Consider the following 26,495-nt stretch of genomic DNA (forward strand, 5'->3'; position numbering starts at 1 on the left):
AAACGCGAACTCTTCCACCCTACATAGAATGCCGGCTAGAGAGCCAGAGTGACCTTACGCTCAGCACAAGCAAACACGAATTCCAAGGTTAGTTCGCCATACCTCAAACCTGCGCCATTCTCGCCCAAGGGGCTGCCCCTCCCTTAAATTAAAGCCCACAGTATTTTTCACCACCTAATAACGAGAACTGCCATGATTGTCGCCCCTTCGCCCAACCTAGTCGGCATTACTGGGATTGCTCGACGCTTAGTAATAGATGGCGCGCTGGACGAAAACGAGGCCCGAGAAGCTCTTGACAAAGCCACCGCAGAACGAAAGCCAGTAGCAATCTGGTTACGCCAAAAGAGCCTTGTATCAGCAGCTCAGCTAGCTGCGGCGAACTCGATCGAATTCGGTATACCGGTATTCGATCCGACCACAATGGATGTTGAACAAACCGCAATCAAGCTGGTCAGCGAAGAACTGCTGCGCAAACACCTTTTATTGCCTCTATTCAAACGCAGCGGGAAGCTGTTCGTGGGCACGGCAGACCCTACCGACACCCGCGCTTTGGATGAGGTGAAGTTCAATGCGAACTTGACGATTGAGCCAATCCTAGTAGCAGAGGATGCTCTCAAGCGCACTCTTGAGCTGTGGCTGGAGGCCACGGACAGCTTTGGCGACGCGCTGGAGGATGCCGAGGGTCTCGAAAATCTTGATGTGGGTGGAGGCGAAGCCAGTGACTCGGGCAGCGATGTCAAGGGCGATGACACCCCTATCGTCAAGTTTGTCAACAAGGTACTGGTCGATGCGATAAAAAAAGGCGCCTCCGACATCCACTTCGAGCCCTACGAAACAGACTACCGGGTACGGCTGCGCATTGACGGTATCCTGAAGCAGGCGGCGAAGATGCCGGTTAAGCTGAACCAGCGCATCACTGCCCGCTTGAAGGTCATGGCGCAGCTCGACATCGCCGAAAAGCGGGTTCCGCAGGACGGCCGCATCAAGCTCAACCTCAGCAAGACCAAACAGATCGACTTCCGCGTCAGCACCCTGCCCACGCTGTTTGGTGAAAAGGTGGTGCTGCGAATCCTGGACGGTAGCGCCGCCAAGCTGGGCATCGAGAAGCTGGGCTATGAAGAAGACCAGATGCAGCTGTTCCTGGAAGCGATCCAGAAGCCCTACGGCATGGTGCTGGCCACCGGCCCCACCGGCTCGGGTAAGACGGTGAGCCTGTATACGGCCCTGAACATCCTCAACAACGAGGAACGCAACATCTCCACGGTGGAAGATCCGGTGGAGATCCGGGTGCCGGGGATCAACCAGGTGCAGATGAACGTGAAGCGCGGCATGACCTTTGCCGCTGCGCTGCGCAGCTTCCTGCGCCAGGATCCGGACGTGATCATGGTGGGTGAGATCCGCGATCTGGAAACCGCGGAAATTGCGATCAAGGCCGCACAGACCGGGCACATGGTGCTCAGCACCCTGCACACCAACGACGCCCCGCAGACCATCGCCCGCATGATGAACATGGGCGTGGCGCCGTACAACATCACCAGTTCCGTGACCCTGGTCATCGCCCAGCGCTTGGCACGGCGGCTGTGCAACCGATGCAAGAAACCCCTGGAGTTGCCCGAAGCCGCCCTGCTGGCCGAAGGCTTTACCAGCGATGAGATCCACGAAGGCCTGAAAATCTACGACGCGGTGGGCTGTGACGAGTGCACCGGCGGCTACAAGGGCCGCTCCGGTATCTATCAGGTGATGCCGATGAGCGAAGAAATCCAGGAAATTGTGCTACAGGGCGGCAATGCGATGCAGATTGCCGAGGCCGCGCAGCAAGCCGGGGTTCGGGATTTGCGCCAATCCGGGCTGCTCAAGGTGAAACAAGGGGTCACCAGCCTGGCGGAGATCGACCGGGTCACCACCGACTGACGGATTGTTCGCATTGGGACAGAGACTCGGCCCAAACCCGGCTGGACGTCACACTGGCGGATTACACAAGGGCCGGCGACCCGCTACCATGCTGGATCAACCGGCTGGGGAGGCCGGACCAGGGGAGTTAGAGCAATGTCCATGACCCGTACCGCCACCAGAAAGTCCACGCGTGCCACCGGACCCGTGCGCGAAGGCGTCACCCTGGATACTTTTGTCTGGGAAGGCACCGACAAACGCGGCACCAAGATGAAGGGGGAGCAGCAGGCAAAGAACGCCAATCTGCTGCGCGCCGAGCTTCGCCGACAGGGCATCAAGCCCTCGGTAGTCAAGACCAAGCCCAAGCCGCTGTTTGGCAGCAAGGGCCGGAACATCACGCCCAAGGAAATCGCCGTTTTCATGCGGCAGATTGCCACCATGATCAAGTCTGGCGTGCCAATTGTTCAGTCGCTGGAGATCATCGGCAACGGGCACAAGAACCCGAAAATGGCGGAGATGGTGAACGCTATTCGCCTTGACATTGAGGGCGGCAGTCCCTTCAACGAGGCGCTGGCCAAGTATCCGGTCCAGTTCGATGAGCTCACCCGCAACCTGGTGAAGGTGGGCGAGGCCGCGGGTGTGCTGGAGACTGTGCTGGACAGCATTGCCACTTACAAAGAAAACATCGAAACCCTGAAGGGCAAGATCAAGAAGGCGTTGTTCTACCCGATCACGGTGGTCGCGGTCGCAATCATTGTCAGCGCAATCCTGCTGATCTTCGTGGTGCCCCAGTTCGAAGCTGTATTCCAAGGCTTCGGGGCCGAATTGCCGGCATTTACACAGATGATCGTGGCAGCCAGTAAATTCATGGTCAGCTACTGGTGGATGATTCTTGGCGTGGTGGTGGCTGCGATATTTGGCTTCATCTTTGCGTACAAACGCTCTCCGGCCCTGCAGCACTCCATGGACCGTTTCATGCTCAAGATCCCGGTCATCGGTCAGTTGTTGCACAACGCAGCTATCGCCCGCTTTGCCCGCACCTTGGCCACCACTTTCCAGGCCGGCGTGCCGCTGGTGGAGGCGTTGGAATCAGTCGCCGGCGCCACCGGCAACAGCGTGTATGAGAAAGCCACCCACCGCATCCGTGAAGACGTGGCCGTGGGTTACCAGATGAACATGGCCATGAAGCAGGTGAACCTGTTTCCGCACATGGTGGTGCAGATGACCGCCATCGGCGAAGAGGCCGGCGCGCTGGACACCATGCTGTACAAGGTGGCGGACTTCTACGAGGAAGAGGTGAACAACGCGGTCGACGCGCTGAGCAGCCTGATCGAGCCGCTGATCATGATCTTCATCGGCGTGGTGGTGGGCGGCATGGTGATTGGCATGTACCTGCCGATCTTCAAGCTCGCCGCAGTGGTCTAGGCAAACCGCAACCGCGCGCGCCACACAAAATGCCCCGGACCTCCGGGGCATTTTGCTTTATGGGCGGGCAGTTCCGGTGTCTGCAAATGCGATGCCCGCTTCCCAAACCGGCCACAGGCGCTGAATGAGTTCCTCCGGGATACGCTCATCGATCCGGGCTGCTGCCAGCGTGACCTGCAGGCTGTCGGCGATGCGTGCGAATACTTCGCCAGGATCGCGCACGCCGCACACGTCGCGGCCGAAGCGGGCCAGATCCTGCGCTGAGGGATACCCCCTTGAGCGGTGCTTGCTCCCCGAGCGCAGGCGCAGGGCCAGGGTGTTGTCTTCCAGCTCGGGACCGCCGGGCGAGCGCTGGTAGCGGTAGATGCGGGTACTGACCACATCGAACATCGGCGCCAGGCGGACGTTGTCGGCCAGACCATCGTAGAGCACGCCAAAGTTCTTCAGATGAGCATCGCCATTGCCTACCATGACGGAGAACGCCAGCTGCTCAAAGAAGCAGCGCAGCTGGCTCTTGTCGCGGGTGACCATGGCCAGCAGGCCGGCGACGCTTTCATAGCTGCCGTGGTACTTGCGTTCGGACAGGGTGTCGCGCACGCGCAGACCCATCAGCGAGGCCACGTCCTCGAAGCCCAGGCGGGTGCCGTCTTTTGCAATGTCAAAACGGTCCACGATCAGCAACTGGCCATCGTGGCCCAGGTCCACGCGTGCGGTCAGGATCCCGGCGCGGGCGGCGGCAGTCATGCACAGGTACTCGTTGGCTGCCAGGCCCGGATAGCTGGCCCCTCCCGCCTTTACGATCAGGGTGGGAATGGGAACGCTTACCCGGTCAGGCACCATGATTTTGGGTTGCATGCCTGCCACGCCGATACCGGTAGACAGGTAGGCGGCAACAAGCTCGTCAAATACGGTCTGGCTGTAGTTCATGCCCAACAGCTCCTCGCGCGCAAGGGTGCGGGGCGCTGCGGACGTCTCGTGGTCTGGAAGGCGGTAACCCAGGCGGCCGATTCCGTTGTGGCCAATCATGGCCAGCAGCCGCATGGCGGTCATGGGCTGCTTTGGGAACTGCTGCCGCAAGCGGTTGAACAGGTCACCTTCGGGCAGGTTCTGGTCCATCACCGGAAACAGGTCGCCATCGCGCCAGGTGAGCTGGGCGGGAGCCATCAGCAGGCCGACCGATGGCTGCTGCTGACCGGCTTGCAGGTAGCGGTACTCAAAGCCTGACTGCTTCAGGAGTTGGCCGGACATGGTGCCGGCAACGTCTACTTCCAGCAGGCGGATACGTTCGGGGATGGCGGCGGCAGACATGGCGGGGTCAGTCCTTTGGGTCGTCGTCATCGGCGCCAAATCGCTGGCGCATTTCGTCCAGTGTGGGCAGGCCTGCCCGCTCGATACGCAGGGTGCAATCCATGGCCTGAAGGATATCCAGCAGCGCGCTGACAGTGACGTCGCCGCCGGTTTCCAGGCGATGCAGCAGGTCGCGGCTACGCCCGGACTGGCGGGCGACCTGCACCGCGCGGTGCCCCTGCTCCTGGCGGAGCCGACGAACGACCTGCCCGAGGTCAGCGAGGTTACGAATGGGGAGGGGCGAGGGATCGCTCATGTCTCGATAGTAGTACATTATTATTAGTATGCATGAATATGTCTTGAATTCAGGGCATTCTTGGAGGCCAGAGGTCACGCGGCTTCGCGCGCGTGGCGCGCTCCTACTAGGAAGGTGGGTTGTGGGATGCAGTGCTGTTTTACGCCGTAGCTGGACGGGCTACCATGCGGCAGTCGTGAAGGCTGGCGGGATTGCATCGGGGAACGTCGTGGACGTGATGCGCTCGCAGCCCGGCTGACCCCTTTCCTCTGATACCGGATACCCATGGCGTACCTCGATACAAACCCGGCGCTCGGCTACCCGCTGGCGGCCGGGCTGGGGCTGCTGATTGGCAGCTTCCTCAACGTGGTGATCCTGCGCCTGCCCAAGCGCATGGAGTGGGAGTGGAAGCGCGAGGCGCGCGAGGTGCTGGAGCAGCCGGAGATGTACGATCCGCCGCCGCCGGGGATCGTGGTGGAGCGCTCGCACTGCCCCAGCTGCGGGCACCAGCTGAGCTGGTACGAGAACATTCCGGTGCTGAGCTGGCTGGCGCTGCGCGGCAAGTGCCGCAGCTGCCGCACGCCGATCTCGGCGCAGTATCCGCTGGTGGAGCTGATCACCTCGCTGCTGTTCGTGGCCTGCGTGTGGAACTTCGGCTTCGGCTGGCAGGGGTTCGGGGCGATCGTGTTCACTTCGTTCCTGGTGGCGCTGTCGGGGATCGACCTGCGCACCCAGCTGCTGCCCGATCAGCTCACCCTGCCCTTGATGTGGCTGGGATTGATAGCGGCGGCCGACAGTCTGTATATGCCCGCCAAGCCGGCCCTGCTGGGGGCGATGGTGGGCTATCTGAGCCTGTGGTCGGTGTGGTGGCTGTTCAAGCAGATCACCGGCAAGGAAGGCATGGGGCACGGCGATTTCAAGCTGCTGGCGGCGCTGGGCGCCTGGTGCGGGCTGACCGGGATTCTGCCGATCGTGCTGCTCTCGGCGCTGTCGGGGGCGATCATTGGTTCGGTATGGCTGGCCGCGAAGGGGCGGGATCGGGCGACGCCCATTCCGTTTGGGCCTTATCTGGCGATTGCGGGCTGGATTGTGTTCATGTGGGGCGATCAGTTGATCGGGGCGTATATGCGGTATGCGGGGTTGGCGTGATTGGGCAGGCTCCCGTAGGTCGGGGCTACGCCCCGACACCCGGCGAATCACCGGCGAATCACGCATCACCGCGCTCCCCGTGCATCATGCATCCCTCGGGTCGGCCGCGTAGGGCCGACCTACGGGGTTCTGGCGGGTATAGAGACACCATGAGTGATTACATCATTGGCCTGACCGGCGGAGTGGCCTCCGGCAAGAGCGCGGTGGCAGCGCGGTTCGAGGCGCTGGGGATCACGGTGGCTGATGCCGACGTGGCGGCGCGCGAGGCTGTGGCAGTGGGCAGTGAGGGGCTGGCTGCGGTGGTGGCGGCGTTCGGCCTTGAGGTGCTGGGGGCGGACGGAGCATTGGACCGGATGGCCATGCGTCGACGCGTGTTCAACGATGATGCCCAGCGGCTGAAGCTGGAGGCGATTGTGCATCCGCTGGTGCGCCAGCTGGTGCGCGAGACGTGCGAGGCGGCGCCCGGGCCCTATTCGATTGCGGCAATCCCACTGCTGGCCGAGGCCGGTCGCGATGCGTATCCGTGGCTGCAGCGGATCCTGGTGGTGGATGTGCCTCGGGAAGTGCAGCTGGAGCGGCTTCTGGCCCGCGACGGGATTGATGAGGCGCTAGCCGAGCGGATGATCGAGGTGCAAGCCACGCGCGAGCAGCGGCTGGCGATTGCCGACGACATCATCGTCAACGAAGGCCCGCTGGAAGCGCTTGAGCAGCACGTCGCCGCCCTGCACGACCGCTACCAAAAACTGGCGGCCTATACGTTTGACGTATTACGACGTCCGTAATACGATCTCCCCGTGATCCAGTCATTTCGCTGTCGCCATACCCGGGCGCTGTTCGAAGGTGCGAACCCTCGTCCGTTTCGCGCTATTCGGGCGGCAGCAGAACGCAAACTGCAGCTGCTGGATTCTGCGCAGACACTCGACTTCCTGCGCAGCCCGCCCGGCAACCGGCTGGAAGCCCTGCGGGGAGACCGTTCTGGTCAGCACAGCATCCGCATCAATGATCAGTGGCGCGTGTGCTTCGTCTGGACGACCGGTGGTCCTGCCGAGGTAGAGATTGTCGACTATCACTGAATGAGGTTCATCATGTCCCGCCCGACCAATGCCATGCGTCCAATCCATCCCGGCGAAATCCTGCGCGAAGAATTCATGCAGCCGCTGGGCCTGAGCGCCAACGCACTGGCGATCTCACTTGGCGTTCCGGCGACGCGTATCCACGAGATCGTGAACGGCCGCCGCGGAATCACCGCCGATACGGCTGCCCGCCTGGCGCGACACTTCGGTGGCGACGCCGGCTCCTGGCTGGCGCTGCAGAATGCTTATGATCTGAAGACCTTGCCTAATCTGTCGGAAATTGAACGAACCGTGCGCCCGCGGGCGGCCTGAGGCAAGCACTTTCGGGCGCTTATTCGGCTGCCGCCCTCGACCGCAAGCTGCCGCCCTGTAGGAGCGCGCCATGCGCGCGAAGCCGCGTGACTACGGGCCACGCCGCGTGGCTACGGACAGGACACCGGCACCGATGCCACGCCGCACAATCAAATTCACGCGGTTTCGCGCGCATGGCGCGCTCCTACGGGGATGACGGCCAGAGGGCGCGGATGGCGGCGATGCCTTGGGCGCCGTGTTGGCGGGCCTGGGGGATGTCGTCGGGGGTGAGGCCGCCGATGGCGTAGATGGGCAGGGAGACGGTTTCGCGCAGGGCGGCGAAGCGGGTCCAGCCGAGGCCGGGGGCACCGGGGTGGCTGGGGGTGGGCATGACCGGGCCGAGTACGGCGAAGTCACAGCCCAGCCGCTGGGCGTGGCGTAGCTCTTCCTCGTCGTGACAGGAGGCGGCGACCGGGAGCGAGGTAGGCAGCGGACGCTGCTGCAGTCCTGCCAGCTGACCTGAGCGCAGGTGTACGCCGGCACCGGTAGCCCGGGCGAGTTCGATGTCACCGCTGATAAAGGCCTCGGCGCCAGCGGCGTGGGCAAGGGTGACGGCTTGTCGGAGGAGCGATTCGCGGCATGAGGCGGTGAGACCGTGCGACGAATGCGCGGGCCCAAGGCTGCCCTGCCCTGTTTTCTGTCCTGCCGCAGACTCATCGGGCACCGCATCCGGCAGGCGCAGGTGCAGGCGGCGGATGCCGGTAGCGACGGCGCGTTCGATCCCAGCCAGCCATTGATCCCCGTAGGTCGGGGCTACGCCCCCGACGTCCCGTGAATCATGCAACCCGGCGTCCACCGCGGCCCACGTATCGCTCGCGTCGGCCGCGTAGGGCCGACCTACGGGAGCATGCCCCGCACCGGTGGACACCGGCGAACCATCAATCCGGCCCGGGGCTGGGGTCACCAGGTAGCGGTCGGGGGCGGTGAGCGCGGCGACGACGGGGATGTCGGCGGGGGGCATGGCGTAGCTGGTGAGCTTGTGCAGCGGAACCCAGGCCAGGGCCTGGCCTTCTTGGCCGCGTGGGACGCCTTTCCATGCGGTGACCATGCGCACGTCAAGGCGCAGACGCTTGGCGGGATAGGCCTGGGGCACGGTGATGATGTGGGCGCCGGGCTGGACATGGATGCCCAGCTCTTCCTGCAGTTCGCGGATCAGGGCCTGTTCGGGAGTTTCGCCGGGTTCGACCTTGCCACCGGGAAATTCCCACAGGCCGGCGAGGTCGCGGCCGATGGTGCGGCGCGCCAGCAGGACGCGGCCGCGCGGGTCGGTGATGGCGGCGGCGACGACGTGGACGACGCGCTGCTCAGTCATGGGCATCGCCGTAGGAGCGCGCCATGCGCGCGAAACCGCGTGAACTCAAGTGTGCGGTGGAGCGTCGGTCAGCGTGTCCCGCCCGGAGCAACGCCGCGTGGCCAGAAGTCACGCGGCTTCGCGCGCATGGCGCGCTCCTGCACGGGGTGGTGACAGACATGTGGTTGCGGAGGCGTAATCCCGACATGCGGGCGGTGGACTTGAGGTGGCGGGAGTGGTCCCCCGCCACCGTCGGTCAGGTCAGCTGGCCGTGGCAGTGCTTGTACTTCTTGCCGCTGCCGCAGGGGCACGGATCGTTGCGGCCGACTTTGTCGCCGTCGCGCACCACGGGCTGCTGCTGCGCCTGCGGACGCTCGCCGTGCTGGTAATCAGGCTGCGCGGCTTCTTCGTCGGCACCGTAGCCGCCGGAATCGGCGTGCTGGAATTCGGCCTGGCGCAGGCGCGCTTCGATCTGGCGCTTCTCCTCGGCTTCCATCGCGGCGATCTCCTCCTCGCTGCGGATGCGCACCCGCGCCAGCAGGGTCACCACTTCCAGCTTGACCTTCTCCAGCATGTCGGAGAACAGCTCGAACGCCTCGCGCTTGTATTCCTGCTTGGGCTGCTTCTGGGCGTAGCCGCGCAGGTGGATGCCCTGGCGCAGGTAGTCCATGCGCGCCAGGTGCTCCTTCCAGTTCTGATCGAGCACGTTGAGCATGATGTGCTTTTCCAGCATGCGCATGGTCTCGGTGCCGACGGCGGTTTCCTTGGTGGCAAACAGCGTGTCCACCTGTTCGGAGACGTGCTCGGCGATGCCTTCGGCGTCCAGTTCCTGCTCGCTCTTCACCATGCTCTGCAGGTCCAGGGTGAGGCTGAATTCCTCGGCCAGCGCGGCTTCCAGGCCCGGCAGGTCCCACTGCTCGTCGATGGACTGCGGCGGCACGTGGCGGGTGACCAGGGCCATCACCGCGTCCTGGCGGATGGCGAGGATGTTGTCCTCAACGCTGTCGGCTTCAAGCAGCTCGTCGCGCTGGCCGTAGATGACCTTGCGCTGGTCGTTGTTGACGTCGTCAAAATCCAGCAGGTTCTTGCGGATGTCGAAGTTGTGCGCTTCCACCTTGCGCTGCGCGTTGGCGATCTGCTTGGTCACCAGCGGGCTTTCGATGATGTCGTCTTCCTTCAGACCCATGCGCTCCATCACCTTCTGCACCCAGTCGGCGGCGAAGATGCGCATCAGGCTGTCTTCCAGCGACAGGTAGAAGCGGCTTGAGCCCGGGTCACCCTGGCGGCCGGAGCGGCCGCGCAGCTGGTTGTCGATACGGCGCGATTCATGCCGCTCGGTACCGATGATGTGCAGGCCGCCGGCTTCCTTGACCTGCTGGTGGCGCTGTTCCCAGTCGGCGCGCAGCTCGGCTTTCTGTTCTTCAGTGGCTTCCTCGCCGAGTTCGGCCAGCTCCACTTCCAGCGAGCCGCCGAGCACGATATCGGTACCGCGACCGGCCATGTTGGTGGCAATGGTGACCGCGCCGGGCTGGCCGGCGTTGGCCACGATCTGCGCTTCGCGCTCGTGCTGCTTGGCGTTGAGCACTTCGTGGGCGATGCCGGCTTTCCTGAGCTCTTCGGACAGCAACTCACTGACTTCGATGGAGGTGGTACCCACCAGCACCGGCTGCTGCTTGGCGTTGCATTCCTGGATGTCGCGGGCCACGGCGCGGAACTTGCCGGCGCGGTTGAGGAACACGGCATCGGGATGATCAACGCGAACCATCGGCCGGTTGGTGGGGATGACCACCACTTCCAGCCCGTAGATGCTCTGGAACTCGGACGCCTCGGTGTCGGCGGTGCCGGTCATGCCCGAGAGCTTGTTGTACATGCGGAACAGGTTCTGGAAGGTGACGCTGGCCAGGGTCTGGTTGTCACGCTGGACCGGCACGCCTTCCTTCGCTTCCACCGCCTGGTGCAGGCCGTCCGACCAGCGCCGGCCCTTCAGGGTACGGCCGGTGAACTCGTCAACGATGATCACTTCGCCGTCGCGGACGATGTAGTCCACGTCGCGCTGGTAGAGGGCGTGCGCGCGCACGGCGGCGTTGAGGTGGTGGACGATGTGGATGTTCTGCGGGTCGTACAGGCCCTCGTCCTCATCCAGGATGCCGGCTTCGCGCAGCAGACGCTCGGCGTTTTCCTGGCCTGCCTCGGACAGGTGGATCTGCTTCTGCTTCTCATCGACCCAGTAGTCGCCCTCGCCGTCTTCCTCTTCCTGGGGCACCAGGGAGGGGATGATGCGGTTGACCTTGATGTAGAGCTCGGGCGATTCCTCGGCCGGGCCGGAGATGATCAGCGGCGTGCGGGCTTCGTCGATGAGGATCGAGTCGACCTCGTCGATGATGGCGTAGTTCAGGCCGCGCTGGTGGCGGTCGTCCTTGGACAGCGCCATGTTGTCGCGCAGGTAGTCGAAGCCGAATTCGTTGTTGGTGCCGTAGGTGATGTCGGCCTTGTAGGCATCGGACTTGGTGGCGTGGTCCATGCCCGGATACACCACGCCCACAGTCAGGCCGAGCCAGGTGTACAGCCGGCCCATCCAGGCGGCGTCGCGGCGGGCCAGGTAGTCGTTGACCGTGATTACGTGTACGCCCTTGCCTTCCAGGGCATTGAGGTACGTGGGCAGGGTGCCGACCAGGGTCTTGCCCTCACCGGTGCGCATCTCGGCGATCCGGCCCATGTGCAGCACCATGCCGCCGATCAGCTGCACGTCGTAGTGGCGCATGCCGAGCACGCGCACGCTGGCCTCGCGGCACACGGCAAAGGCTTCGGGCAGGATCTGGTCGAGCGTTTCGCCATTGGCGATGCGCTGCTGGAATTCCGGGGTCTTGGCCTGCAGCTCGGCGTCTGAAAGCGCCTTCATCTGCTCTTCAAGGGCGTTGATCTTGTCGACAAGCTTCTGAAGCTGCTTGAGCTGGCGTTCGTTGCGGCTGCCGAAGACGCTGGTGAGCAGGCGATTGAGCATGGGTGGTTGGAATCCGTTTGCAGGGGCTGCGGGCCGCAGCCCGGGCGCTGGAAATGAAAAAAGGCGCCAGGCGCCCTTTTCACGGCAACTTCGAATTGTACCGTGGGGATGACGCGGGCGCGTTTCAAGCGCCGCGGACGGTAGGTCGGCCCTACGTGGCCGACGGGGGGCGTAGCCCCGACCTACGTGGCCGAGGCGGCGGCCTCGGCCAGGAACTGGCGCGGGTTGAGCACGCGGCCGTTTTCCCAGACCTCGAAGTGCACGTGGGTGCCGGTGGAACGGCCGGTGGAGCCGGCCTTGGCCACTTCCTCGCCCGAGCGCACCAGGTCGCCAACGCGCACGCTGTTGCTGGTGTTGTGGGCGTAGCGAGTGACGTAACCGTTGCCGTGGTCCACTTCCACCACGTTGCCGTAGCCGCTGCGCCAGCCGGCGTAGCTGATCACGCCGTCGGCCACGGCCATCACCGGATCGCCATGGCGGGCGCGGAAATCAATGCCGCGATGGAACGCACGACCGCCGCTGAAGGGGTCGGCGCGGCGGCCATAGCCGGAGGTGACATAGCTGCTGGCCACCGGCGAGCGCGACGGGATGGCGGAGCGTTCAAGCTGGCGATCGAACAGCAGCGCTTCCAGCACCGACAGCTGCGAGCCCGAGGCGCGAAGCTGGCCTTCCACCTGGGTGAGGTCCTGGATCAGGCCGCTGACCGGCATGTCTTCCACCGGGCCGACGCCGCCGAGGGCAACCGGCTCGTTGAAGTCGAATTCACCGTCAACCAGCTTGCCGGCGCGCGTCAGGCGCTCGCCGAGGGCGTTGAGGCGGTTGGCCTGGGCCTGCAGTTCGGCCACGCGCGCGGCCATGGCGTTGACTTCGCGCTGGGCCTTGCGGCGGGTGTCTTCGACGGCTTTTTCCTGCTGCTGCAGCTGGGCCTGCAGGCGCGAGGTCTCGCCGCTGCTGATGGCGGCGCCGCAGATGATGCCTGCCGCCACCACCAAACTGGCCGCCGCGCCGGGCCGGCGCAGGGCCATCACGCGCAGTCGCCGTGAGCCGTGCAACAGTCCGTTTTTGATGCGCTGGCGCGCCTGACTGCAAATGCTGTGTAAAGTCATGCTTTCAAATGTCTCGTTTCCGATCCCATCCCAGACGCCCTGCCCGCCCTGCCAAAGCTGCGCTTGATGCGCTGCTGGCGGACGGTGCCGGCGATCCGGTTCGCCGGGCCATGTGGCTCGAAACGATGGACCGCAGATTGCATTCCCTCCTGCCGCCAACGTTGGCCGCGCGTGCGCGCCTGGGCAATGTGGATGGCAAGAGGCTCGTATATCTCGTCGAGTCGCCCATCTGGCATGCCAGGTTGCGCCTGGCGGGCCCGGAGATCCTGGCGGCGGCCCGATCCATCGGGCTGGATGTCACGGAGTTCGTGGTCAAGACCACGCGGCCTGTACCCAGGGCTCCCCAGCCGCGGGCTGCCATGCGTCGCCTTTCTCCTTACGCTGAGCAGGCTCTGCGTGAGGTTGTAGCAACGCTGTCCGATGACGCTACCGGTAAGGACACTTCCTGAAACGGGCGCCGGCCGGTCCTTTCAGGGATCGGACGACGACGAGGCATGCTAACGGTCGGAAGAAGGCGGCAAGTTAACGCGGCGCTAACGGGGCAGGAATTTTCCGTTAACTTTTCGTTAGGAATTCACTGATTGCTCACTTTTGTGCGCTGGGTCCGAGGGTGTGCGGCGAGCATCAGCTGTCGAGGCGCCTCTTCTGGGTGCCCCTCCTCTTCTGGGCGCATCTTCTGTAGGAGCGCGCCATGCGCGCGAAGCCGCGTGACGTCAGGCACGGCACGACAGTTCGGACACCTTCGCCCCAGGAGCCTCGGCCAAAACGGCTGACTGATCTCCACCGCCATCTTCCTGCAATCGGATTCACGCGGCTTCGCGCGCATGGCGCGCTCCTACAAATGGGCGCTGCTGCGGCGTGGGGCGGTTGCCCGCCGGGTCGGCCGGCGGGCTTTGTCTGTGTTGCTCAGAACGCGGTGGCTGGGGCCTGTTTGACGTGTTCTTCCAGCCAGGCGTCGGTTTCGTAGAGCATGTGCAGGATCGATTCGCGGGCGCGGTAGCCGTGCGATTCGTTGGGCAGCATCACCAGGCGCGCCTGCCCACCCATGCCCTTCATGGCGGCGAACATGCGCTCGCTCTGCATGGGGAAGGTGCCGGAGTTGTTGTCGTCTTCGCCGTGGATGATCAGCATCGGTTCGTTGATCAGGTCGGCGTGGTGGAAGGGCGACATGGTCAGGTAGGTGTCCTTGGCATCCCAGTAGTTGCGCTCTTCGGCCTGGAAGCCGAACGGGGTGAGGGTGCGGTTGTAGGCGCCGCTGCGGGCGATGCCGGCGCGGAACAGGTCGCTGTGGGCGAGCAGGTTGGCGGTCATGAAGGCGCCGTAGGAGTGGCCGCCGACGGCGATGCGGTTCGGGTCGGCGACGCCGCGGCGGACTACTTCGTCCACCGCTGCCTGGGCGCTGGCGACCAGCTGCTTGATGTAGGTGTCGTTGGGTTCGGCATCTCCTTCGCCGACGATCGGCATGGCCGGGCCCTCGAGCACGGCGTAGCCGCGGGCCAGGAAGCCAAGCGGGCCCCAGTAGCTGATGCGGTTGAAGGCGTGCGGGGAGCCGATGACCTGGCTGGCGGCGTCGGCGGAGCGGAATTCGCGCGGGTAGGCCCACATCAGGGTCGGCAGCGGACCGTCGCGTTCGGCATCGTAGCCGGCCGGCAGGTACAGGGTGCCGGTGAGTTCGACGCCGTCATCACGGATGTAGCGGATCTGTTCCTTGTTGACGTCGCGCAGCTGCGGGGTCGGGTGCGGGAAGTCGGTCAGGGCCACCGGCTCGGCGGCGTCGGTCGACAGGTCCAGGACGTAGATGTTGGTGGGCTCGACCGGGGATTCGCGGGTCAGCAGCACGCGGGTGCCTGCATTGTTCAGCAGGGTGGCGGGACGCTCCAGATACGGGGCCTGGGAGTGGAACAGGCGGGTGGTTTCCTTGCTGCCCAGGTCGAAGCGGTCGACGAACGGGCGGTCGCCTTCGGGCGAGGCGCCGTTGCCGATCAGGAACAGACTGCTGCCGTCCGGGCTGGTCAGCAGGCGGCTGTTGCCGGCGGCGTCGGCGACCAGCACCGGGCTGCCGGGATCGCCGTAGCGGTCTTCGGAGGAGCGGTCGAACAGCAGTTCGGGAGCGCGCTGCGGGTGATCCGGGGCGATGCGCCACTGGCGGGTCTGGCGGTCGCGCCACCAGAACTCGTCGATCAGGGCCAGGTCGCCATTGCCCCAGGTGGCGCCGCGGTAGCGGTAGCCCAGGTCGGCGAGCTTAGTGGGCGCATCGTTGAAAGGAGCGGCGTGGGCGAAGACGCTGTCGCGCACGGCGACATCGATTGCGGGATCACCGCCGTCCTGGGCTTCGGCCCAGACCAGGGTGGCCGGGGCGTCGGCGCGCCATTCGATCCGGCGCACGCCGGTGGCCACGGCGTCGCGGCCCGAGGGCAGGCCCTCGATCAGCGGCAGCGAAGCGACTTCATGCACCACGGCGCCGGTGGCGGCATCGCGCACTTCGATCCGGCGCGGGAAGCTCCAGTACGGCACCTGGTAGGAGAACGGGCGCTCGATGCGCTGGCTGAGCAGGTGCTGGCCGTCCGGCGAGGCGGCAATACCGATGTAGAGATCCGGGCTGCCCAGCGGGGTCACGCTGCCGTCCAGCGCCACGATGGCGGGCTGGCTGCGCAGGTAGTGTTCGAACACCTGGGCGTCGTGCTCGTTGGCCAGCAGGTCCTGATAGGTGCGCAGCTGGGTGATCTCGCCGCCGGGGCCGGTTTCCTGGATGTTGGGGCCGGTCGGCACGCCGTCACTTTGCGGCGCATTGCCCTGCCCCGCGGGACGCAGCTGCACCAGCAGGCGATCGCCGCCCGGCATCCAGTCAAAGCCGCGGCCGGAGACCGCATTGAGCGGCTGGGTGATCAGGCGGCGGGCGCTGAGGGTCTGCACATCCACCAGCCACAGCTCGACCGCACCGGCGCGGCTGTCGATGTGGGTGAATGCGATATGGTGCTGGTCGGGCGACCAGGACAGGGAAGCCAAAGCCAGCGGCTGCGGCAGGCCCTGCACCGGCTGCGCTTCGCCGCCGTCAACCGGCTGCAACGACAGATCGGTGCCGAACGAGAAGCGGCTCTGGGAATAGGTGCGCGGATTGATCCGGGTGCCGGCCAGGCGCAGTTCCGGCTGGGCGACGACGTCGATACCCGGCAGCGACGGGGTTTGGACGAAAGCGATGATGTCGCGGCGCGGCGAGAGCATCATCTGCGGCGCGGTCGGCGCATCAACGATGGCCTGCAGCTCCGGCGGCGGCAGCAGGTAGCCGCCCTGCGAGGCATTGGCGGCTGCGGGCGTGGTGCCCGCTTGCGCCAGCAGGACCGGCGGGGCCAGCAGCAGGCTGGCGGCTACGAGCGGTGCGGCGAGATACCGGAGGGCGGGTTTGGCCATCGGCTGATCATCCTGAAAGGTCAAACTCCCAGCCTAGCCGCTGGCGGCCACCCCTGCCCCATGGCTTCCGTCATGGGCCACGAGCGACGCCGCTGTAGGAGCGCGCCATGCGCGCGAAGCCGCGTGAATCCTGTTCCCGGCAGATCGCAGCACTATCGAGGGGCCGGTGGGCCAGCGCCTGGCAGGACTGTCGGCGACATGGACGTCGCCGCCAAGCGTACATGGACGTATTCACAGCGTGTCATGACAGGCGCTGGCCCGCCGGCCCCGCCCTCCAACCCAAATGTCACGCGGCTTCGCGCGCATGGCGCGCTCCTACTCGGGTCAGGACTCGGAAACGGCGGTCAGGAGGAGTCCGGGAAGAGCCCGGGCTGGGCAATCTCATGCTCGAACCGCTCCACTATCCGGGCCTGCGGCGCCGGGGCCAGCGCCAGTGATGCCCTGGCGCGGCGCGCCCAGCCGACACCTCGCGATGCCAGGTCCGCCCACGCATCGGCAAGGGCATGCGGTGCGCGCTCCAGGTGCCAGTCGATCAGTGCTAGCGCCTGGGCAATGTCCTTGCGGTGTTTTGGATGCGCCGCCCCGCGCTCATAGGCAACGATCAGCTTGTGCAGACCGTAGCGTGCGGGATCGGGCAAGTTCACCAGGCAGGCATCGGCACGATCCATCAGCACCGCCTGGCCCGGGCGTTCAATCAGATAATCGAGGAACCTGAGCGGGCTGAGCGACACGCCCAGATCAGCCATGTAAACGTCTTCCCTCCCCTTGCGCCTCGGCACGGTGAGGAAATCAACCCGCAGCTGCGGATCCTTCTCGCTGACATACAGGCTGGAAATGCCCTTGCTGCCGCCGAGCGCCGGCAGGAAGCCATACTCGAGCGAGGTGAGCGCATTATGCGCGTTGACCTGCAGGTTTCCCGGCAGAGCCACCGCCACGTTGCCGCCCGGACCGGCGTGGGCAAAGTCGAGGTCCAGCGTACGTGTCCCAGCGCCCCAGGCGACGCCCAACTGGTTGCCCAACGCAAGAAACGCGTGGGTACCTACCAACAGCCCGCCCGTGCGGAAAAACTGGTATTCGGACAATCGCTTGACGATGCGGTAATGCTTCGGGGGCGTGGCAATACAACCCTGCACCACCGCGGCTGCCGCCTGCCGTGCCACCGCATCCAGGGCCGGCGCGCCCGCTTGACGGGCCCGTTCAATGGCATCGATCGCCGGACCGGCCGGACCGAGGTAGTACTCGCGCTTGCGGCCATCCAGTTCCTTGAACGCCCAGTAGGCGTAGCGCGACCCCTTGACGGTCTTGTACGCCACCGTCCCGGTTACGAACGCGGGCGACCGGACGGCTTCGGCCACCTGGACCAGCTCGTACAGTTCCGCATAGGCGGTCTGGGCGGCGGCAGGCAGTTCCCGGTACAAACGTGTGGACGGCTCTTTCATGGGGGAGTTATACCACCAGCGCAGATCAGGTGGTATAACTCCGCGGCCAGTTGCGGACCGGGCCGACCCGGCGCGGTACAGCCCCACCCGCTTATAATGGCCGGTCTCTGCCGAGGGGCGCTGCGACCGTGGAAACAGCACGGCCAGGCTCGGTGGGATCTGAACGCGAACGGCGCCCGGTTGCCTTTACCCTCCCCCCGCTGCGGCGGCGGGAATGAACCGGAGCAGACATGAACGCACAGGTGAGAAACTTCTCGCAGGACGGCGACTACAAGGTTGCCGATATTTCGCTGGCCGACTGGGGCCGCAAGGAAATCGACATTGCCGAGCACGAGATGCCGGGCCTGATGTCGATCCGCCGCAAGCACGCGCCCGACGCCCCGCTCAAGGGCGTGCGCGTGACCGGCTCGCTGCACATGACCATCCAGACCGCGGTGCTGATCGAGACCCTGAACGACATCGGCGCCGATGTGCGCTGGGCGTCGTGCAACATCTTCAGCACCCAGGACCACGCGGCCGCGGCGATTGCCGCCGGCGGCACCCCAGTGTTCGCCTGGAAGGGCGAGACGCTGGAGGAGTACTGGGACTGCACGCTGGACGCGCTGAGCTTCCCCGACGGCAAGGGCGGCTTCCTCGGCCCGCAGATGGTGGTGGACGACGGCGGCGACGTGACCCTGTTGATCCACAAGGGCTACGAGCTGGAACAGGGCGACGAGAGCTTCGTCAACAGCCCGGCCAGCAGCCACGAGGAGCAGGTGATCAAGGACCTGCTCAAGCGCGTGGCGGCCGAGCGCCCGGGCTTCTGGACCACCGTGGTCCGCGACTGGAAGGGCGTGTCGGAAGAGACCACCACCGGCGTGAACCGCCTCTACCAGCTGGCCCAGCAGGGCAAGCTGCTGATACCGGCGATCAACGTCAACGACTCGGTCACCAAGTCGAAGTTCGACAACCTGTACGGCTGCCGCGAGTCGCTGGCCGATGGGCTGAAGCGTGCGCTGGACGTGATGCTGGCCGGCAAGGTGGCGGTGGTGTGCGGCTACGGCGACGTGGGCAAGGGCTCGGCGGCCTCGCTGCGCGCCTACGGCGCCCGCGTGATCGTGACCGAGATCGACCCGATCTGCGCCCTGCAGGCGGCGATGGAAGGCTATGAAGTGACCACGGTGGAAGACACCCTGGGCCGCGCCGACATCTACGTGACCACCACCGGCAACAAGGACATCATCACCCTGGAGCACATGAAGGCGATGAAGGACCAGGCCATCGTGTGCAACATCGGCCACTTCGACAACGAGATCCAGGTCGAGAAGCTGCAGGCGATGGACGGCGTGGAGCACGTGAACATCAAGCCGCAGGTGGACAAGTACACCTTTGGCACCGGCAACAGCATCTTCCTGCTGGCCGAGGGCCGACTGGTGAACCTGGGCTGCGCGACCGGCCATCCGAGCTTCGTCATGTCCAACTCGTTCGCTAACCAGACCCTGGCGCAGATCGAGCTGTGGGCGAACCGCGACAGCTACGAGAACAAGGTCTACATCCTGCCCAAGCACCTGGACGAGGAAGTGGCACGCCTGCACCTGGAGAAGATCGGCGTGAAGCTGACCACGCTCAGCAAGGACCAGGCCGACTACATCGGCGTGGCGGTGGAAGGGCCGTACAAGGCCGAGCACTACCGCTACTGACGGGGGTGGCGGGGCGCACGCAGCCGCCCCGCCGCAACCTGGATGGATCCCGTGGACACCCTGGATCAACTGGAGGCACACAGCCTCCACATCATTCGCGAGGTTGCGGCCGAGTGCCGCAACCCGGTCGTGCTTTATTCAATCGGCAAGGACAGTTCGGTGCTGCTGCACCTGCTGGCCAAGGCGTTCGCGCCTGCCCCAGCGCCAATCCCGCTGTTGCACGTGGACACCACGTGGAAGTTCCGCGAAATGATCGCCTTCCGCGACCACCGCGTACGCGAGGCCAGGCTGGCGCTGCGGGTGCACGTGAACCCGGATGGCCTCCGCGACGGGGTCGGCCCGGTCAGCCACGGCGCCAGCGTGCACACCGACATCATGAAGACCCAGGCCCTGCGCCAGGCGCTGGCCGCGGGTGGCTACGATGCCGCGATCGGCGGTGCGCGCCGGGACGAAGAAAAGTCGCGCGCCAAGGAGCGCATCATCTCGGTCCGCGACGCCGGCCAACGTTGGGATCCGCGCCGCCAGCGGCCTGAATTGTGGAACCTCTACAACGCCCGCGTAGCCGACGGTGAAAGCCTGCGGGTGTTCCCGCTCTCCAATTGGACCGAGCTGGATATCTGGCGCTACATCCGCCGCGAAGGCATTCCCGTGGTGCCGCTGTACTTCGCCGCCGAGCGGCCGGTGGTGCGTCGCGGCGGCACGTGGATCATGGTGGACGACGAGCGCCTGCCGCTGCTTCCGGGCGAGACGCCTGAAATGCGCCGCGTGCGGTTCCGCACTCTGGGCTGCTATCCGCTGACCGGCGCGATCGAATCGGACGCCGCCGATCTGGACGCAGTGATTGCAGAGATGGAGACCAGCCACGCGTCGGAACGCGCCGGGCGTCTGATCGATCATGTCGATGGCGATTCGATGGAAAAGAAGAAGCGCGAGGGCTATTTCTGATGGACCTGCAGATCATGGCGTGTGGCAGCGTGGATGCCGGCAAGAGCACGCTGATTGGCAGGCTGCTGCACGAGGCCGGGCGCGTGACCGACGACGAGCGCCAGGCGCTGCTGGCGGCCAGCGCGCGGCAACATCCCACAGGCGATATCGACTACTCGCTGCTGCTGGATGGCCTGGAGGCGGAGCGCGAACAGGGCATCACCATCGACGTCGCCTGGCGTCACCTGGAAACGCCCACCCGCCGCCTGCTGATCGCCGATTGTCCGGGCCACGTGCAGTACACCCGCAACATGGCCACCGGTGCATCCAACGCCGATGCCGCCCTCATCGTGGTGGACGCGGCCCTGGGCCTGCAACCGCAGACATTCCGCCACGCCGCCATCGCGGCGCTGATGGGCGTGCCGCAGGTTGTGCTGGTGGTGAACAAGCTGGACCGCGTCAGTGATCCGCGGCAGGTGTTCCAGACGCTGTCCGCACAGCTGCTGGCCCACGCTGAACGGCTGGAACTGGGGTCGGTCCACGCCGTGCCGGTCTCGGCCCTGGAGGGGGACAACACGGTCCAGCGCAGCGATCGCTGGCAGTGGTACGGCGGACCCGCCCTGCTGGAGCTGCTGCTGGCGATGGAGCCGGCGGCCGCCGGCACGGGACACATGCGCCTGCCGGTGCAGAACGTGCTGCGGGACGCAGTCGGCGGGCGCTGGTTCACCGGCACCCTGCATGCCGGCGCACTGCGGGTGGGCGACACGGTACAGGCCGTGCCGTCCGGGCTGCAGTCCAGCATCCGGGGGCTGCGCGTCGCCGGTATCGAGCGTGCCAGCGCCGCTGCGGGCACCGCGGTGGCGATCCAGCTGGCCGATGAACTCGACATCTCGCGCGGCGACCTCCTCGCTCGACCGGGCGAAGCCCCGGACGTCAGCGACCAGTTTGTGGCCGATGTGGTGTGGTTCGGCGAACAGCCGCTGCTGCCCGGGCGTCGCTACCGGTTCAAGCTGGCCTGCGGCAGCACCGGCACGGTGGTCAGCGCGCTGCGCCACCGGCTGGATCCAGAAACGCTGCAGCCACTGGCTGCCAAGCGACTGGAGATGAATGAGATCGGCCAGGTGGCCCTGGCCATCGATGCCCCCGTTCCGTTCGCGCCGTACCGCCACGACCGGGTGCTGGGCGGCTTCCTGTTGATCGACCCTGCCACCCTGGCCACGGTTGGTGCCGGCATGATCCGCCACGGCCTGCGGCGGGCGGACAACCTCCACTGGCAGGCGTTCGATGTGGATCGCAGGGTGCGCGCGGGCCAGAAGGGCCAGCGCCCGCTGTGCGTCTGGTTCACCGGGCTGTCCGGGGCCGGCAAATCGACCATCGCCAACCTGGTGGAGCGCGGCCTGGCGCAGCGCGGTCTGCACACCTTCCTGCTGGATGGCGACAACCTGCGCCATGGTCTCAACCGCGACCTCGGCTTTACCGACGAGGATCGCGTGGAAAACCTGCGCCGGGTGGGCGAAGTGGCCAGGCTGATGACGGATGCCGGGCTGATTGTGCTGGCAAGCTTCATCGCTCCGTTCCGGGCCGAGCGGGCATCGGCGCGGGCGCTGTTCCCCGACGGCGAATTCATCGAGGTATTCGTGGACACGCCGCTGGCCGAAGCCGAGCGCCGCGATGTGAAGGGCCTGTACGCCAAGGCCCGCAGCGGCCAGCTACCCAACTTCACCGGTGTTGACTCGCCCTATGAGCCGCCGGAAGCCGCGGAACTGGTCCTGGATACCACCCGGCACACTGCCCAGGCCCTCGCCGACAGCGTCATTGCCGCCGTGCTGCAACGCCAGGACAGTGCGATGCCTGTTGCGAATGTAAACAGTTCTCAATAACATTCGCCAGCCATTCCGGCGATGCCCTTGGGAGCTTGCATGCGATCCATTCCGCTCATTCTTGCCGCACTGCTGGCTGCGGCCGCTCCGCTGCATGCCGAACCTTTCGAGGTCAAACACGCCCAGGGCGTAACCACGGTGGCCGAAGCGCCGGCGCGCACGGTGGTGTTCGACCTGGCGGCGCTGGATAACCTGCACGCGCTGGGCGTGGAGGCGATGGCGGTGCCGGATGCCAATTTCACCGGAGAGCTGGCCCATTACGCGGATGCGCGCTACGCCAAGGTCGGCACGCTGTTCGAGCCCGACCTGGAGGCGGTGCGTGCCCTGGCGCCGGACCTGATCATCGTGGGCGACCGTTCGGCGCCAGCGTACGAGGCGCTGGCGGAGATCGCGCCGACACTGGACCTGACCCCTTCCACCGACAATTTCTTCGGCGATGTGGTCGCGGGGATCGAATCGCTGGGCCGGGTGTACGACCGCGAGGCGCGGGCGGCCACACTCGCCGCCGGGCTGCGGGAATTGCGTGAGCAGGTGATGGCGCGGGCGCAGGGCCAGCAGGGGGTGGTGCTGTTTGCCCTCAACGGCAATGCAGCGCCCCACGTGCCGGGCGCCCGCTTCGGCACGCCGCTGGATGTGCTGGGCCTGGCCTCCACCCTGCCCGCGTTGGAAACCCCGTGGGTGCGGACGGCGGACACCCGCAGCGCGCGGCCCAAACCCGGCAGCCCGGAGGCCGAGGCAGCCCGCGCCGCCCAGGCACAGGCGCTGGCCGACGCAATGGCCGCCGATCCACACTGGCTGATCGTGCTCGACCGCGGCCCGGCCACCGGCGGCGGCGATGCCACCGACCTGTCGCAGATCGAAGCGGTGACGGCGACCTCCGCCTGGCAGGCCGGCAGGGTATTCCGGCTGGATCCGGCCGGCTGGTATCTGTCCGCCGGCAGCCACACGGTGCTCAGGCAGACGCTGGAGCAGTTCCTGCAGGCGCTCGAAGGCGCCCGCTGAGAGCCCTCGTTCAGGGACGCCAGTTGGCGTTGTTTTCCCAGAACTCCACCGCGCGGCGATACGCCTCGCGGTCCAGCGGCACGCCGGAGCCGCCCTCTTCCACCCCGAGCGCGTTACGCATCATGGTGATCGGGGCCATGGGAATTTCCTCAGGCGCGGCGGTGTAGAGACACCCCACCACGCCCCACTCGCCGTCGATGGCCGAGCCTTCGATCTCCAGCTGCTTCGCGCTGTACAGGATCACCACCAGGTATTCGGCCACCGGCGGCTCAACCCCTTCAAACCAGCGCACCAGCACCGGCAGCTCCGCCTTGGAGCGGGCTTCATAGGCCGAACGCAGCATGTGCCGGTTGCCGTCATCGATGGGCACGGTGAGACAGCGGGTGCTGGTCCAGTTGCGATGCACGTGCAGCTTGCAGAACGGCGCGTAGCCGTCGAGCACCTTGAGCGGCGGGTGCGCATTGAGGTGCCGCTCGAACTGCTCCGGGCTGCAGTCCTGGATGGTGTTGGCGCGGGCCCGGGTGGGAAACAGCCGGGTGCGGGCGAAGGGAGTCAGGATGATGGACATGGGCAGTTGGAATGATCAGGACGCGTGGGCCAGCGCGTGGTCGATGGCGGCCCGGATGGCGGCGATCTGCGCGGCATTGCATTGTTCGGGGGTGGCGGTGGCGCTGTCCGGATAGACCTCGGTGGTGGTGACGAAGGCCGCATCGGTGAGCGAGGCGCACAGACCCAGCTTCTTGACCGGATAGTTGATCACCCCGTGACCGACCACCGGTGATCCGATGATCTCGCCATTGCCATCTGCCGGCGCGATATGGGTCACCGCTTCGACCGCCGCAATCACCGCCTGCTGGAATTCAGGCTGCGGGTTCTCGCTGTCACCGACCAGATAGAACCCATCGGGAATGCTGCCCGGCTCGAACGGCGCGCCGTGGCGGGCGGCCAGCGCCGGGCGGAACTCGGACTCATCGGTGTCGGTGGTTTCGTGCAGGTCGATGTGCATCAGCACCTTGCCCTGCAGCGGTTCGGCCAGGCCCATCAGCGCGGCGGATTCGGGCGCTGGACTGTCGGGCATGAACGAACGGTTGGGATCCACCGCCGCCGGGTTCCAGCGCTGGAAATGCTCATAGCCCCAGGGGCTCACGCAGGGCACCACCAGCAGGTTAGCCTTGCCGGCCCAGTCGCTGGCGTGCGCGGCGGCGAACTGAAGCGCGCCCTGCACGCCGCTGGTTTCATAGCCGTGCACGCCGCCGGTCACCAGCATCACCGGCAGCCGCTCGTCCCAGCCGCGGCTGCGCAGGGCGATCAGCGGGTAGCGCCGGCCGTCGTAGTCGAGGGCGCCGTATTCACGGACGTCCCACTCGGCACCGAGCGATTCGATCGTCTGCACCACATCGTCGTGATGGCTGCGCTGGCGCTGCTGCCGCGCCCGCCACTGGGCGCGCTCGGCCTCGCCCCACGGCTGGCCGGGGACGCCAATCGGATGGAAACGCTCTGTCATCGGACACCTCGGGGCAGGTTTGAAAACGGACCGGACTGTAACACCCGGCCGTGCGTGACCCTGCCGTTCGGGCAGCCCGAAACATCCATGCATCCATCTCGATAAAGAGATACGATTCATCTCGAATCCATGCGCCAGGCACGTAATGATCCCGATCAGCTTCGAGTTCTACCCACCCAAGAACGAAGACCAGCAGGCCCAGCTTGGCCGCACGGTGCGCCGTCTGGCTGCCCATGGGCCCGAGTACGTGTCATGCACGTTCGGCGCCGGCGGATCCACCCTGCGCTACACGCCGGAGACGGTGCGCAGCCTGCATCAGAAGTACGGCATGGACGCGGCCCCGCACCTGTCATGCGTGGGCGGCACCCGAGAGGAAATCCGCGACCTGCTGCGCCTGTACCGGGCGATCGGCTGCCGCCGCCTGGTGGCCCTGCGCGGCGACCTGCCCTCCGGCATGGGCGGGATCGGTGAGCTGCGCTATGCCTCGGAACTGGTGGAGTTCATCCGCGAGATCGCGGGCGATCACTTCCATATTGAAGTGGGCTGCTATCCGGAGACCCATCCCGAAGCGGAAGACGCACTGGTCGACCTGCACCATTTCAAGTCCAAGGTGGATGCCGGGGCGGATGCGGCCATCACCCAGTACTTCTACAACGCCGATGCCTATTTCCACTTCGTGGATGCCGCACGCGGTATCGGGGTGGATGTGCCGATCATCCCCGGGATCATGCCGATCTCGAACTTCTCCCAGCTGCGGCGCTTCTCGCAGTCATGCGGCGCCGAGATCCCCCGCTGGATCACCCGCCGCATGCTGGCCTACGCCGACGATGCCGCGTCGATCCGCGATTTCGGCGCCGACGTGGTGGCGGCGCTGTGCCAGCGGCTGATCGATGGCGGTGCCCCGGGCCTGCACTTCTACACCCTCAACCTGGCCAAACCCACCCAGACCGTACTCAGTCGCCTCGGCCACCCCAAGGTGTAGGAGCGCGCCATGCGCGCGAAGCCGCGTGACGATAGGTTTGCGGGGCTGCCCCCAGCTTTCCGGCGCAGCACGCTGACGGTACTCTGCCCAGATGATCCGGGTCTGTCTTCCAGCGCTGCTCCTGCTCTCGGTCGCCGCGCTGGCGCTGCCGCAGCGCGCGCAGGCGCAGGCGCAGATCAACCGCTGCACCGCGCCTGACGGGACTTCGATCTATACCGATCGAGACTGCCGCCAGGTGGGCGCGGTTGAGCGGCTGCCGCGCGATCGCGCCGCCACCAGCCAGAACCGCTACCGCGGCTGCCCACGCAGCATCCACCAGCTCATCCAGGAACTGACCGCGGCCATCGACGCCCGCGATGTGAACCGCCTGGCCGGCGTGTATCACTGGCCAGGCACTTCCAGCCGTGGCGGCCACGGGCTGATGGACCAGCTGGACCGGATTGTCCGCAACCCGGTCGTGGATATCGTTGCCGTGCGCGCCGCCAGACCCGTGGTGGCCGCGAGCCAGCCCGGCATCAGCGCCACCTTCGCCAGCACCCTGCAGGTACGCGCCGCCGCGCCCGCCCCGGCCGTTCGCGCGCCGCCCGTGGCGCTGCGCGTGCACCAGATGGCAGGCGACAGTTCCGCCCCACTGCGTACCACCTTCACCCTGCGCCAGCACCTCGACTGCTGGTGGGTCTCCCTGTAGGAGCGGGGGGGGGGGGGGGGGGGGGGGGGGGGGGGGGGGGGGGGGGGGGGGGGGGGGGGGGGGGGGGGGGGGGGGGGGGGGGGGGGGGGGGGGGGGGGGGGGGGGGGGGGGGGGGGGGGGG

The 26,495-nt window shown here is 66.1% G+C and carries 22 protein-coding genes and 1 riboswitch; of the genes, 13 read left to right on the plus strand and 9 right to left on the minus strand.

Translation table 11 applies throughout. The features are described from left to right. Window positions 1-192 precede the first annotated feature (192 nt). Both pilB and WCE59_RS07410 read left to right on the plus strand, forming a co-directional pair. The gene (pilB, locus tag WCE59_RS07405; RefSeq protein ID WP_343258103.1) at window positions 193-1,911 is read left to right on the plus strand and encodes a type IV-A pilus assembly ATPase PilB; all 1,719 of its coding nucleotides are present in this window, start codon (window positions 193-195) and stop codon (window positions 1,909-1,911) included. Window positions 1,912-2,046: 135 nt separating this feature from the next. After that, window positions 2,047-3,315 carry a type II secretion system F family protein gene (locus WCE59_RS07410; RefSeq protein WP_343258104.1) on the plus strand — a complete coding sequence of 423 codons (1,269 nt, stop codon included), beginning with the start codon at window positions 2,047-2,049 and terminating at the stop codon, window positions 3,313-3,315. Between the two features lie 57 nt (window positions 3,316-3,372). Here WCE59_RS07410 and WCE59_RS07415 read toward each other — a convergent pair whose 3' ends face one another. Beyond that, a complete protein-coding gene (locus WCE59_RS07415) occupies window positions 3,373-4,623 on the minus strand; it encodes a type II toxin-antitoxin system HipA family toxin (RefSeq protein ID WP_343258105.1) in 1,251 nt (416 codons plus the stop codon). A gap of 7 nt (window positions 4,624-4,630) precedes the next feature. Then, complete coding sequence (locus tag WCE59_RS07420) at window positions 4,631-4,918, minus strand: helix-turn-helix domain-containing protein (RefSeq protein ID WP_343258106.1); 288 nt, start codon at window positions 4,916-4,918, stop codon at window positions 4,631-4,633. A 264-nt stretch (window positions 4,919-5,182) separates the two neighbouring features. Between WCE59_RS07420 and WCE59_RS07425 the strand changes: the two genes are divergently transcribed. The 4 genes from WCE59_RS07425 to WCE59_RS07440 all read left to right on the plus strand — a co-directional run bounded on the left by WCE59_RS07425 (window position 5,183) and on the right by WCE59_RS07440 (window position 7,431). Continuing rightward, window positions 5,183-6,046: a prepilin peptidase gene (locus WCE59_RS07425; protein ID WP_343258107.1), complete on the plus strand. Its 864-nt coding sequence runs from the start codon at window positions 5,183-5,185 to the stop codon at window positions 6,044-6,046. Between the two features lie 149 nt (window positions 6,047-6,195). Next, a complete protein-coding gene (gene coaE, locus WCE59_RS07430) occupies window positions 6,196-6,828 on the plus strand; it encodes a dephospho-CoA kinase (protein ID WP_343258108.1) in 633 nt (210 codons plus the stop codon). Between the two features lie 12 nt (window positions 6,829-6,840). After that, the gene (locus WCE59_RS07435; RefSeq protein WP_449284128.1) at window positions 6,841-7,119 is read left to right on the plus strand and encodes a type II toxin-antitoxin system RelE/ParE family toxin; all 279 of its coding nucleotides are present in this window, start codon (window positions 6,841-6,843) and stop codon (window positions 7,117-7,119) included. 12 nt (window positions 7,120-7,131) lie between these two features. After that, window positions 7,132-7,431 (plus strand): HigA family addiction module antitoxin, encoded by a 300-nt coding sequence (locus tag WCE59_RS07440; RefSeq protein ID WP_343258109.1) that lies wholly within the window; start codon window positions 7,132-7,134, stop codon window positions 7,429-7,431. 184 nt (window positions 7,432-7,615) lie between these two features. On the opposite strand, the gene mutT is transcribed toward WCE59_RS07440, so the two are convergent. The 3 genes from mutT to WCE59_RS07455 all read right to left on the minus strand — a co-directional run bounded on the left by mutT (window position 7,616) and on the right by WCE59_RS07455 (window position 12,868). Continuing rightward, on the minus strand, window positions 7,616-8,782 hold the full coding sequence (gene mutT, locus WCE59_RS07445) for an 8-oxo-dGTP diphosphatase MutT (RefSeq protein WP_343258110.1): 1,167 nt from the start codon (window positions 8,780-8,782) through the stop codon (window positions 7,616-7,618). Between the two features lie 235 nt (window positions 8,783-9,017). After that, window positions 9,018-11,762 (minus strand): preprotein translocase subunit SecA, encoded by a 2,745-nt coding sequence (gene secA / locus WCE59_RS07450; protein ID WP_343258111.1) that lies wholly within the window; start codon window positions 11,760-11,762, stop codon window positions 9,018-9,020. A gap of 182 nt (window positions 11,763-11,944) precedes the next feature. Then, on the minus strand, window positions 11,945-12,868 hold the full coding sequence (locus tag WCE59_RS07455) for a peptidoglycan DD-metalloendopeptidase family protein (RefSeq protein ID WP_343258112.1): 924 nt from the start codon (window positions 12,866-12,868) through the stop codon (window positions 11,945-11,947). 8 nt (window positions 12,869-12,876) lie between these two features. On the opposite strand from WCE59_RS07455, the gene WCE59_RS07460 reads away from it, so the two are divergent. Beyond that, window positions 12,877-13,317 carry a DciA family protein gene (locus tag WCE59_RS07460; protein ID WP_343258113.1) on the plus strand — a complete coding sequence of 147 codons (441 nt, stop codon included), beginning with the start codon at window positions 12,877-12,879 and terminating at the stop codon, window positions 13,315-13,317. A 457-nt stretch (window positions 13,318-13,774) separates the two neighbouring features. Here WCE59_RS07460 and WCE59_RS07465 read toward each other — a convergent pair whose 3' ends face one another. Together WCE59_RS07465 and WCE59_RS07470 are read right to left on the minus strand one after the other, a co-directional pair. Then, window positions 13,775-16,276, minus strand: a complete 2,502-nt coding sequence (locus tag WCE59_RS07465; protein WP_343258114.1) for a S9 family peptidase — start codon at window positions 16,274-16,276, stop codon at window positions 13,775-13,777. A gap of 344 nt (window positions 16,277-16,620) precedes the next feature. Further along, a complete protein-coding gene (locus WCE59_RS07470; RefSeq protein ID WP_343258115.1) occupies window positions 16,621-17,715 on the minus strand; it encodes a GSU2403 family nucleotidyltransferase fold protein in 1,095 nt (364 codons plus the stop codon). Window positions 17,716-17,821: 106 nt separating this feature from the next. Beyond that, window positions 17,822-17,900: riboswitch (S-adenosyl-L-homocysteine riboswitch) on the plus strand. Window positions 17,901-17,945: 45 nt separating this feature from the next. Here WCE59_RS07470 and ahcY point away from each other — a divergent pair. Genes ahcY through WCE59_RS07490 form a run of 4 tightly spaced genes read left to right on the plus strand, consistent with a single transcriptional unit; the run spans window position 17,946 to window position 23,200 of the window. Continuing rightward, a complete protein-coding gene (gene ahcY, locus WCE59_RS07475) occupies window positions 17,946-19,394 on the plus strand; it encodes an adenosylhomocysteinase (RefSeq protein ID WP_343258116.1) in 1,449 nt (482 codons plus the stop codon). 42 nt (window positions 19,395-19,436) lie between these two features. Beyond that, on the plus strand, window positions 19,437-20,339 hold the full coding sequence (cysD, locus tag WCE59_RS07480) for a sulfate adenylyltransferase subunit CysD (RefSeq protein ID WP_343258117.1): 903 nt from the start codon (window positions 19,437-19,439) through the stop codon (window positions 20,337-20,339). Then, entirely contained in the window at window positions 20,339-22,198 is a 1,860-nt protein-coding gene (gene cysC / locus WCE59_RS07485) for an adenylyl-sulfate kinase (RefSeq protein WP_343258118.1), read from the plus strand. Before cysD ends, cysC begins: the two co-directional genes overlap by 1 nt. Window positions 22,199-22,237: 39 nt before the next feature. After that, the gene (locus WCE59_RS07490) at window positions 22,238-23,200 is read left to right on the plus strand and encodes an ABC transporter substrate-binding protein (protein ID WP_343258119.1); all 963 of its coding nucleotides are present in this window, start codon (window positions 22,238-22,240) and stop codon (window positions 23,198-23,200) included. A gap of 10 nt (window positions 23,201-23,210) precedes the next feature. Here WCE59_RS07490 and WCE59_RS07495 read toward each other — a convergent pair whose 3' ends face one another. After that, window positions 23,211-23,768 carry a DUF3228 family protein gene (locus WCE59_RS07495; RefSeq protein WP_343258120.1) on the minus strand — a complete coding sequence of 186 codons (558 nt, stop codon included), beginning with the start codon at window positions 23,766-23,768 and terminating at the stop codon, window positions 23,211-23,213. A 15-nt stretch (window positions 23,769-23,783) separates the two neighbouring features. Next, window positions 23,784-24,704 (minus strand): M14 family metallopeptidase, encoded by a 921-nt coding sequence (locus tag WCE59_RS07500; RefSeq protein WP_343258121.1) that lies wholly within the window; start codon window positions 24,702-24,704, stop codon window positions 23,784-23,786. Window positions 24,705-24,849: 145 nt separating this feature from the next. Here WCE59_RS07500 and metF point away from each other — a divergent pair, with 145 nt between their 5' ends. Both metF and WCE59_RS07510 read left to right on the plus strand, forming a co-directional pair. Beyond that, window positions 24,850-25,686 (plus strand): methylenetetrahydrofolate reductase [NAD(P)H], encoded by an 837-nt coding sequence (metF, locus tag WCE59_RS07505; RefSeq protein ID WP_343258122.1) that lies wholly within the window; start codon window positions 24,850-24,852, stop codon window positions 25,684-25,686. Window positions 25,687-25,777: 91 nt separating this feature from the next. Continuing rightward, the gene (locus tag WCE59_RS07510; protein ID WP_343258123.1) at window positions 25,778-26,374 is read left to right on the plus strand and encodes a DUF4124 domain-containing protein; all 597 of its coding nucleotides are present in this window, start codon (window positions 25,778-25,780) and stop codon (window positions 26,372-26,374) included. The last annotated feature ends 121 nt before the right edge of the window (window positions 26,375-26,495 follow it).

This window comes from Luteimonas qiangzhengi, assembly GCF_039548515.1.
Taxonomy (GTDB): Bacteria; Pseudomonadota; Gammaproteobacteria; order Xanthomonadales; family Xanthomonadaceae; genus Luteimonas.